Origin of the sequence: Vibrio sp. 10N.222.46.A1, from assembly GCF_041473595.1 — a bacterium.
GTDB classification, from domain to species: Bacteria; Pseudomonadota; Gammaproteobacteria; order Enterobacterales; family Vibrionaceae; genus Vibrio; species Vibrio tasmaniensis_A.
This window is the reverse complement of sequence record NZ_JBFRSN010000059.1, coordinates 1-8563: the sequence shown is the minus strand read 5'-3', so window position 1 is coordinate 8563 and position 8563 is coordinate 1. Positions and strand designations below refer to the sequence as shown.

General features: G+C 45.0%; 9 protein-coding genes. All 9 read right to left on the bottom strand.

The annotated features are described in order from the left end of the window. The coding region (locus tag AB4496_RS02425; RefSeq protein ID WP_372130544.1) for a D-alanyl-D-alanine carboxypeptidase family protein at positions 1-458 on the bottom strand (458 nt) is incomplete at its 3' end. Between the two features lie 93 nt (positions 459-551). Beyond that, positions 552-1391, bottom strand: coding sequence for a septal ring lytic transglycosylase RlpA family protein (locus AB4496_RS02420; RefSeq protein WP_102258203.1), 840 nt, complete (start codon positions 1389-1391; stop codon positions 552-554). Positions 1392-1394: 3 nt separating this feature from the next. Beyond that, complete coding sequence (rodA, locus tag AB4496_RS02415; RefSeq protein ID WP_009848472.1) at positions 1395-2516, bottom strand: rod shape-determining protein RodA; 1122 nt, start codon at positions 2514-2516, stop codon at positions 1395-1397. Further along, positions 2516-4408, bottom strand: coding sequence for a penicillin-binding protein 2 (gene mrdA / locus AB4496_RS02410; protein WP_009848473.1), 1893 nt, complete (start codon positions 4406-4408; stop codon positions 2516-2518). Before mrdA ends, rodA begins: the two co-directional genes overlap by 1 nt. Positions 4409-4414: 6 nt before the next feature. After that, a complete protein-coding gene (rlmH, locus tag AB4496_RS02405) occupies positions 4415-4885 on the bottom strand; it encodes a 23S rRNA (pseudouridine(1915)-N(3))-methyltransferase RlmH (protein ID WP_009848474.1) in 471 nt (156 codons plus the stop codon). Between the two features lie 3 nt (positions 4886-4888). Beyond that, entirely contained in the window at positions 4889-5206 is a 318-nt protein-coding gene (gene rsfS / locus AB4496_RS02400) for a ribosome silencing factor (protein ID WP_009848475.1), read from the bottom strand. 64 nt (positions 5207-5270) lie between these two features. Beyond that, positions 5271-6296, bottom strand: a complete 1026-nt coding sequence (gene holA / locus AB4496_RS02395) for a DNA polymerase III subunit delta (RefSeq protein WP_009848476.1) — start codon at positions 6294-6296, stop codon at positions 5271-5273. A 9-nt stretch (positions 6297-6305) separates the two neighbouring features. Next, on the bottom strand, positions 6306-6962 hold the full coding sequence (lptE, locus tag AB4496_RS02390) for an LPS assembly lipoprotein LptE (protein ID WP_009848477.1): 657 nt from the start codon (positions 6960-6962) through the stop codon (positions 6306-6308). 179 nt (positions 6963-7141) lie between these two features. Further along, positions 7142-8563: leucine--tRNA ligase (gene leuS, locus AB4496_RS02385; RefSeq protein ID WP_372130542.1), on the bottom strand; the 1422-nt coding region annotated here is incomplete at its 5' end.

Sequence of the window (8563 nt, the reverse complement as noted above, 5' to 3'; positions counted from 1 at the left end):
AAGTCAACAAATGCATCTTCAGAGCCAGCAATATGTTCAGCCATCGCAACACAAGCATCGTTACCTGATTGAATAATGATACCGCGGTTCAGCTCTTCAACTTTAACGGTTGTACCCACTTCAATGAACATCTTAGATGAATCAGGGAAGTTTTTAGCCCAAGCATTTTCACTGATAACAACATCGTCGTTTAGGTTGATGTTGCCGCGCTCTAGCTCTTGGCCGACTACGTAGCTCGTCATCATCTTGGTTAAACTTGCTGGAGAAAGTTGAGTGTTCATCTCTTTCTCTGCGAGTACTTTGCCTGAATGGTAATCCATCAGAACAAATCCCTTAGCAGCGATTTGAGGAGCGTCAGGAACAATAATAGGAGCGGCGAATGACGATGTTGCTATCGTTGCAGAAAGTGCAACTGAAGTAGCAAAAATCGATTTAACAAGTTTATTAGATTTAATCATTTTGAATGCAATTATTAGGTGAACTATTCATATATTAACAGAATCACTCTGTCACACCAGAGCGCTGATTACCAGAAGTAACTGTTAGATAAATTAGCGAGTTAGCGTGTGTTTTTTTATATAAGCTGACGGGTAACCCATTAGCTTAACTTGTTCTAATTTTTCTTGAGTCAGAGCATAGTCATGAAATGGGCCAAGCATCAGGCGGTAGTTATCATCATTTGGCTGCAAGAACGTTGCTACAGCTAACTTTTCGCCTAGATCTTTGGCTAACTTCTCGGTTCTATCTTCATGTGGGGAAGTGGCTACTTGAATAATAAATTGAGGTAAAGCCGCCTTTTTATTTGCGTCGGTTGGCATAGCCAAAGTGATGACTTCTATCTCAATATTTGCCGTGCCTGTTCTCAATACATCGAGTTTGTATGCCGCGGCATAACTAAGGTCAATGATTCGCCCTTCATGAAATGGGCCTCGGTCATTGATGCGCACAATCGTCGTTTTGTCATTGTCGGTATTCGTCACTTTTACATAGCTCGGAATCGGCAATGTTTTGTGTGCCGCAGACATCGAATACATGTCGTAGATCTCGCCATTCGACGTTAAATGACCATGAAATTTCTTACCGTACCAAGAGGCTTTGCCTTTCTCAGTAAACCCTTCTGTCTTCTTTACGATCTTGTAGTCTTCGCCACGCAAAGTGTAATCCGTGTTACCACCTAAACTATAAGGTTCATACTGAGGGTGAGCATCCTCGAGATGCTCTACTGAGATCGGTGCGTCTGGTGCAATGTCTGAATCTATATCGTAGCGTCCTGTTGGTTCTGTCGAAGAACAACCGTTTATAACAACGGCTAGGCTCACTATAGATACTAGTTTTTTTATTGGCAGCTCATTAACCAAAGATGTTTTTATAGGAGTTACTTTAACAGACATCAATTAGGTCGCCTTTGAGAATGCTTTTCTGTGTGTATGGATTGACATTAAAATACCGAAACCGGCCATAAGGGTAACCATAGAGGTACCGCCATAGCTGACCAGAGGTAGAGGGACACCCACCACAGGTAGAATGCCGCTTACCATACCAATGTTTACGAAAATATAGACGAAGAAACTCAGTACGATACTGCCGCCCATCATTCGACCAAATGCTGTTTGAGCTTGGCTTGCAAGCACTAAGCCACGGCCAATAATGAACAGGTAGATAGCGAGCAAAAACAAAATACCAATCATGCCCCACTCTTCGGCGATGACCGCAAAAATAAAGTCGGTATGGCGCTCTGGAATGAACTCTAGTTGAGATTGGGTACCTTGCAGCCAACCTTTTCCTGATATACCACCTGAGCCAATTGCAATCTTACTTTGGATGATGTGATAGCCCGCGCCTAATGGATCTGATTCAGGGTCAAAAAGGGTTCTTACACGAACTTTTTGATATTCACGCATCAAGAAGAACCATAAGATTGGAATAAACCCACCCAGTGCAATCGCGGCACTGGCAATGATCTTCCAACTAATACCTGCCAGGAATATCACGAAGATACCGGATGCTGCGATGAGTATCGATGTGCCTAAATCGGGCTGTTTAGCGATAAGGATTGTCGGTACAAACACCATCACTAATGAGATAGCTAAAGTTTGGAAAGTGGGTGGCAGCGAGCGCTTACCAATAAATCGAGCCAGCATCAAAGGTACTGCAAGCTTCAATAGTTCAGAGGGTTGGAATCGAATAAAGCCGAAGTTTAACCAGCGCTGTGCACCTTTAGAGGCCTCGCCAAAGAACAACACTCCGAGTAGTAGAATAACGCCGCCCGCAAACAGTAGTGGAGCCAAGGTCTCATAAGTACGAGGCGAGATTTGCGCTAAAAAGATCATCACACCTAAAGACAGCACCATACGCATCGCTTGGCGATCCATCATCGCAAGGCTCTGTCCGCTTGCGCTGTACATAATCAATAGGGCAAAGCCCATTAAAACCAGAATGCCAAGCAATAGCGGCAGGTCGATATGCAGCCGTTCAAATAGGGCTCTATTTCGTCCAGTTGAAGGATCAAGTTTCATTATTTTATTGGCTCACTTTCATAATCTTCTGCAAGAATAATATGGTCTAAAATTCTTCTTACAACTGGGCCACCATTTGATGAACCACCACCGGCATTCTCCAAAACGATAGTTACGACCGCTTCAGGATTTTCAAAAGGCGCATAACCGGTGAAGAGGGCATGATCGCGTAAATGTTCTGCGATTTCATCTGCGTTGTATTCTTCATCTTCTTTTAGACCGAAGACTTGTGCAGTACCTGATTTACCAGCAGTTTGATAAGACATTTTTTGGAATGAGCGTCTTGCTGTGCCTTTCTTTCCGTGGTTTACCAATCTCATGCCTTCTTGCGCGATATCCCAGTATCTCTGCTTAACACCAGTTACCGGAGGGTACGTTTCGATTTCAGATATCGTTTGTTCATCGAACGGTTGACCGTTCTCAATTGTCGCGCGTAGTAAATGGGGAGCGGTTACCTCTCCTTCATTGACCAATACTGAAGTCGCTTTTGCAATCTGCATTGGTGTTGCTGTCCAGTAGCCCTGGCCAATACCGACAGGGATGGTGTCACCTTGATACCAAGGTACACGGTGTCTGGCCATTTTCCATTCGCGAGTGGGCATATTCGCTTTGCTTTCTTCGTAAATGTCGATGCCAGTGTAATCACCAAAACCGAATAACATCATCCATTTAGATAAGCGATCGATGCCTAAATCAAATGAAATTTGGTAGAAGAAGGTATCAACCGATTCTTCAATGGCTTTCTCTATGTCAACGACACCGTGTCCCCAACGTAACCAGTCGCGGAACGGCTTCGTTTTTGAGTTTGGAATCTTCCAATAGCCCGGGTCATTACGCGTCGTGTTCGGAGTAATTACGCCTTCTTGCAGAGCTGCGACGGCAATGAAGGGTTTGATCGTCGATGCTGGCGGATAAATTCCTAGCGTTGCACGGTTAACTAAAGGTCGGTCTTTGTCTTGAAGCAGGGCATTATAACCTTTCGAGGAAATACCATGCACAAAGGCATTTGGGTCGTAGCTTGGGCTGGAAACCATGGCTAATACGCCATTGTCTTTCGGGTCGAGAACCACGGCTGAACCACGACGTCCATCAAGCAGTTTATGCACGTATAGCTGAAGTTTGATATCCAAGTTGAGCACGATATCTTTCCCCGGAGCCGAAGGTACAAATTTAAGAGTGCGGATCACTCGTCCACGGCTGTTTACTTCGACTTCTTGATAGCCAGCGGTGCCGTGTAGCATGTCTTCGTAATAGCGCTCAATGCCGAGTTTACCGATATCGCGGGTGGCTTGGTAATTGGCGTCTTTCTCTTCACGAACCAAGCGCTGCATATCACGGTCGTTGATGCGAGATACGTAGCCAATCACGTGAGTTAACACATCACCATAAGGGTAGAAACGTTTTAGCGTCCCTGTCACTTCAACGCCTGGGAACTTATGTTGATTTACAGAAAAGACCGCCACTTGTTCTTCGGTAAGCTGATTAAGAATAGGTACTGATTTGAAGCGACGTGAATTACGACGATCACGATTAAAACGTTCGATACGCTCCGGTGGTATGTCGATTAACGCTTGTAAACGAACAAGCGTATCTTCCATGTTTTTGACTTTTTCTGGGGTGATCTCCAGATTAAAAACAGGCCGGTTTTCTGCAAGAAGTACACCGTTGCGGTCGTAAATTAAACCACGATTGGGTGCGATTGGAACGACCTTGATGCGGTTGTCGTTGGAGCGGGTTTTATAGTCCTGATATTGATTAACTTGGATGTTGTAAAGGTTCACAACCAGCAAGCTCATCATCACTATAATCCCTGCAAACGCAACAAAAGCACGACTAGTAAATAGTCGTGCTTCTGCTTTGTAATCACGAATTTGGCTACGTTTACGTAACATTAACGCTTATTCTCGATGATAAGGGTGGTTAGCAGTGACGCTCCAAGCTCGATATAAGCTTTCAGCCATGATAACGCGTACTAATGGGTGAGGGAGAGTAAGTGCTGATAGAGACCAGCTTTGGTCTGCTGCCGCTTTACATGCTGGTGCTAATCCTTCGGGCCCGCCAATAAGGATAGAAACGTCACGGCCATCCAGCTTCCAACTTTCCAATTGCTCTGCGAGTTGAGGCGTATCCCACTTTTTACCTGGGATATCGAGTGTGACAATGCGGTTACCTTTTGGAACTGCAGCTAACATTGCTTCGCCTTCTTTTTGAAGAATACGTGCAATATCGGCATTTTTCCCGCGTTTTCCCGCAGTGATTTCAATGAGTTCTAATGGCATATCATGAGGGAAGCGGCGTTTATATTCTTTAAAGCCTTCTTCAACCCACTTTGGCATTTTTGTACCAACTGCGATTAACTGGATCTTCAAAGCTTAGCCCCAAAGTTTTTCTAGTTGGTACAGCTCACGATGCTCTTCTTGCATAACGTGAAGCATGCTTGTGCCCATGTCTAGAACAACCCATTCACCTTCTTTTTGGCCGTCCATGCCAAGGGGATTCATGCCAGCCTTGCGCACTTCATCAGCAACGTGCTGTGCAATAGAGGCAACATGGCGCTTAGATGTACCAGTACAAACAATCATGTAGTCAGTAACACTTGATTTGCCTTCTACATCGATAGTCACAATCGATTCTGCTTTCATGTCGTCGGCTTTGTCTGCAAGAAAATCTTTTAGTTCTTCACGTAACACGGGGTGTTCCTTTAATCTGAGTTTAGCTTTTTAGGGTCTGTTGACCCTAGAATATACCACGCTTTTATGCGTGAAATGGGATTGAAGCTGAAGGGATACAAAACTCTACGCTTAACTGATGAATTAGTGGCCAAGGCGACTGTTCATATTGTGTTTTTGTCATCAATTCTACTTGAGTGAGTAGCGCAAACAGGGAGTGTAATTGAGATATCGAAACTCTTGTTAGCGCGGCGTTATAAAGAGGTTTTTTGGATTGCCAGATACGGTGCTTTTCAAATACCTGCGCGATTGGCATCTGCTTCATTTGTTGCTGCATTTGTAATAGCAGAGCAAGCTCACGTTGTATGCTGCGCAATAAGATAACGGGTTCGACACCTTCGGCTTCTAACTGACGCAGGATTCGCTGTGCACGGTTGCCTTTGCCTGCTAATAACGCATCACTCCAATGGAATGGCGTAAAATGGTTGTGTCGACTCAGCGATTCTTCTAAACGTACTAATGTGAGCTTTCCATCTGGGTATTGGAGAGCCAGTTTTTCTAGGCTTTGGGTGAGCGCAAATAGATTACCCTCATGCCATTGCGCCAACATTTGTATCGCTTCAGGATCCGGAGATAAGCCGATCTGACGACAGCGTGTTTGGACAAACTGAGGTAAGCGGCTAACGTCTGGGGTTAGGCAGCTGATCCAGTGGCCTTGATTCGAGAGTGCTTTAAACCACTTAGCGCTTTCTTGAGCCTTAGTGAGCTTGGTGCCCACCAAGATCAACAAGATGTCGCTATGAATATGCTCTGAAAGTGCGAGCAGCTCTTTTGCTATTGCGGCATTGACCCCGGACTCTGGCAATTCAAGTTCGATGAGCTGACGACTAGAGAATAGGCTCAATGCTTGAGTGCAGTCGTAGACTTGATTCCAGTCGAGACTGCTATCAATAGCAAAGCGGTGGCGTTCTTCAAAGCCTTGCTCTTTGGCTGTCTTTTGAATCGCTTCACGGCTTTCCTGCAGCAGTAAAGGTTCGTTACCAAAAATTAGGTAAACGTTACTTAACTGCTTAGCAAGTTGCTCAGATAAACGATCAGCAAAAATACGCATTAAATAAACCTATTGCTCAACCGTTACGCTAGGCTCAGCATCAGGTACTGCACTTGCGTCGATCTCAACGTCGTCAATTTCGATGTTCTTGATGTTGTATTGTTTCTCAAGCTCTTTCACTTGAACGTTCTCTAGAGCTTGTAGATCCATACTGTCGGCTGCAATATTTGCTTTCAATCGAGCCATTTGACGAAGGATTTGGCTTGTTGCCAACTTGCGCATCTCATCTTCAATCATGTCACGTTCAACCGATTTTGCGAGCGCTGTTAGTGGGTTATCTAAATAGCTTCGAGTTACGCTAGTTGAGAAGGTTTTGTCGCCTAGCTCTGGTATCGTCACACGATATGAAGCATTAAGCGTCAGTTCTTTTTCTGCCGCTAGAGTGTTTTGGTAAAGAGACAGGGTACGCTCACCGACGCCTTCGCTAATGATGTGAAGGTTAGGTGTGTTCTCAGCAGGTGGCACGATTTCCACATTATTCATACGCAACTGGCTTCTCATCATGCGTGTAAACGTACTGTATTGGTCGTAACTGGTCACAGAGATCTTGTTGAGCTCTTCTGGCACAGAGTAATCACCGCGCAGGTGAAAACCACAGGCGCTCAGTAGGCTAACGGTTAGAACAACAATAGTAACTTTCAATGAAGATAGTGAATTCAGGCGCATTATTTGATGGCTCTCATGAAGGTAGAATACTTATTAAAAGGCTTTAGTTCGCTTGAGTTGTTAGGCTCAAGTCTAAAGCGTTTAAATAAGTAGACAGGGCTATTAGTTACCCTGTCTACAGACTGCTTTTGATGAATTAAGTTCGTTAATTCTTCAGTAATTGCACTGTGCTAACGAAATTAGTTAGCAACGATGTTTAGAAGCTTACCAGGTACGAAGATAACTTTACGGATAGTTAACCCATCTAGGAACTTCTTAGCGTTCTCATCATTTAGACCAAGCTCACGAACTTGCTCTTCTGTCGCGTCAGCAGCAACCGTTAGTTTTGCTCGTAGCTTACCGTTGATCATTACAACGATAGTCTTCTCGTCTTCAACTAGCGCTTTCTCATCGAAAGTTGGCCATGTTGCTGAGTCTACGTTTGATTCACCCAATGCAATCCACATTTCGTAAGAGATGTGTGGCGTCATAGGGTAAAGCATACGTACAACTGCTTTTAGTGCTTCATCAAGAATTGCACGATCTTGTACAGACTCTTGAGGCGCTTTCGCTAGCTTGTTCATCAGCTCCATGATTGCAGCGATTGCTGTGTTGAACGTTTGGCGACGGCCGATATCGTCCGTTACTTTCGCGATAGTTTTGTGGATATCACGACGAAGTGCTTTCTGGCCACCAGATAGAGCAGAAGCATCCACAGTTTCAGCTGCACCTTTAGAAGAGTGAGCGTGAACCAGTTTCCAAACACGCTTAAGGAAACGGTTTGCCCCTTCAACGCCAGACTCTTGCCACTCAAGCGTCATGTCTGCAGGCGATGCAAACATCATGAATAGGCGTACTGTATCAGCGCCGTACTTGTCTACCATCTCTTGTGGGTCGATACCGTTGTTCTTAGACTTAGACATTTTGATCATGCCTGAGTGCTCAACGTTGCGGCCTTGGTTGTCGACAGCTTTTTCAATGCGGCCTTTCGCGTCACGGTCGATAGTCACGTCAGTTGGAGCAATCCACTCTTTAGTGCCTTTCTCGTTGGTGTGGTAGAACGCGTCAGCTAGAACCATACCTTGACATAGAAGTTGCTTGAATGGTTCGTCAGATGTCACGTAACCCGCATCACGTAGAAGCTTGTGGAAGAAACGAGAGTAAAGCAGGTGCATACAAGCGTGCTCAATACCACCAACGTATTGGTCAACTGGCAGCCAGTAGTTAGCTTTCTCTGGATCTAGAATGTCATCAGCTTGTGGTGAACAGTAACGTGCGTAGTACCATGATGATTCCATGAACGTATCGAACGTATCAGTTTCACGTAGCGCAGGTTCGCCATTGAATGTTGTTTCAGCCCAAGATTTGTCAGCTTTGATTGGGCTAGTAACGCCATCCATTACCACGTCTTCTGGAAGAATGACTGGCAGTTGGTCTGCAGGTACTGGGTGAACTTCACCGTCTTCAGTGGTTACCATTGGGATTGGAGCACCCCAGTAACGTTGACGAGAAACGCCCCAGTCACGTAGACGGAAGTTTACTGTTTTCTTACCTTTGCCTTCAGCTTCAAGCTTCGCAGCGATTGCATCGAATGCTTCTTGGAATGCAAGACCATCGAATCC

Excerpts from the sequence above, each read along its gene's own strand:
- AB4496_RS02420 (WP_102258203.1), bottom strand. The coding sequence starts at position 1,391 with ATGTCTGTTAAAGTAACTCCTATAAAAACATCTTTGGTTAATGAGCTG.
- rodA (WP_009848472.1), bottom strand. The coding sequence starts at position 2,516 with ATGAAACTTGATCCTTCAACTGGACGAAATAGAGCCCTATTTGAACGG.
- mrdA (WP_009848473.1), bottom strand. The coding sequence starts at position 4,408 with ATGTTACGTAAACGTAGCCAAATTCGTGATTACAAAGCAGAAGCACGA.
- holA (WP_009848476.1), bottom strand. The coding sequence starts at position 6,296 with ATGCGTATTTTTGCTGATCGTTTATCTGAGCAACTTGCTAAGCAGTTA.
- lptE (WP_009848477.1), bottom strand. The coding sequence starts at position 6,962 with ATGCGCCTGAATTCACTATCTTCATTGAAAGTTACTATTGTTGTTCTA.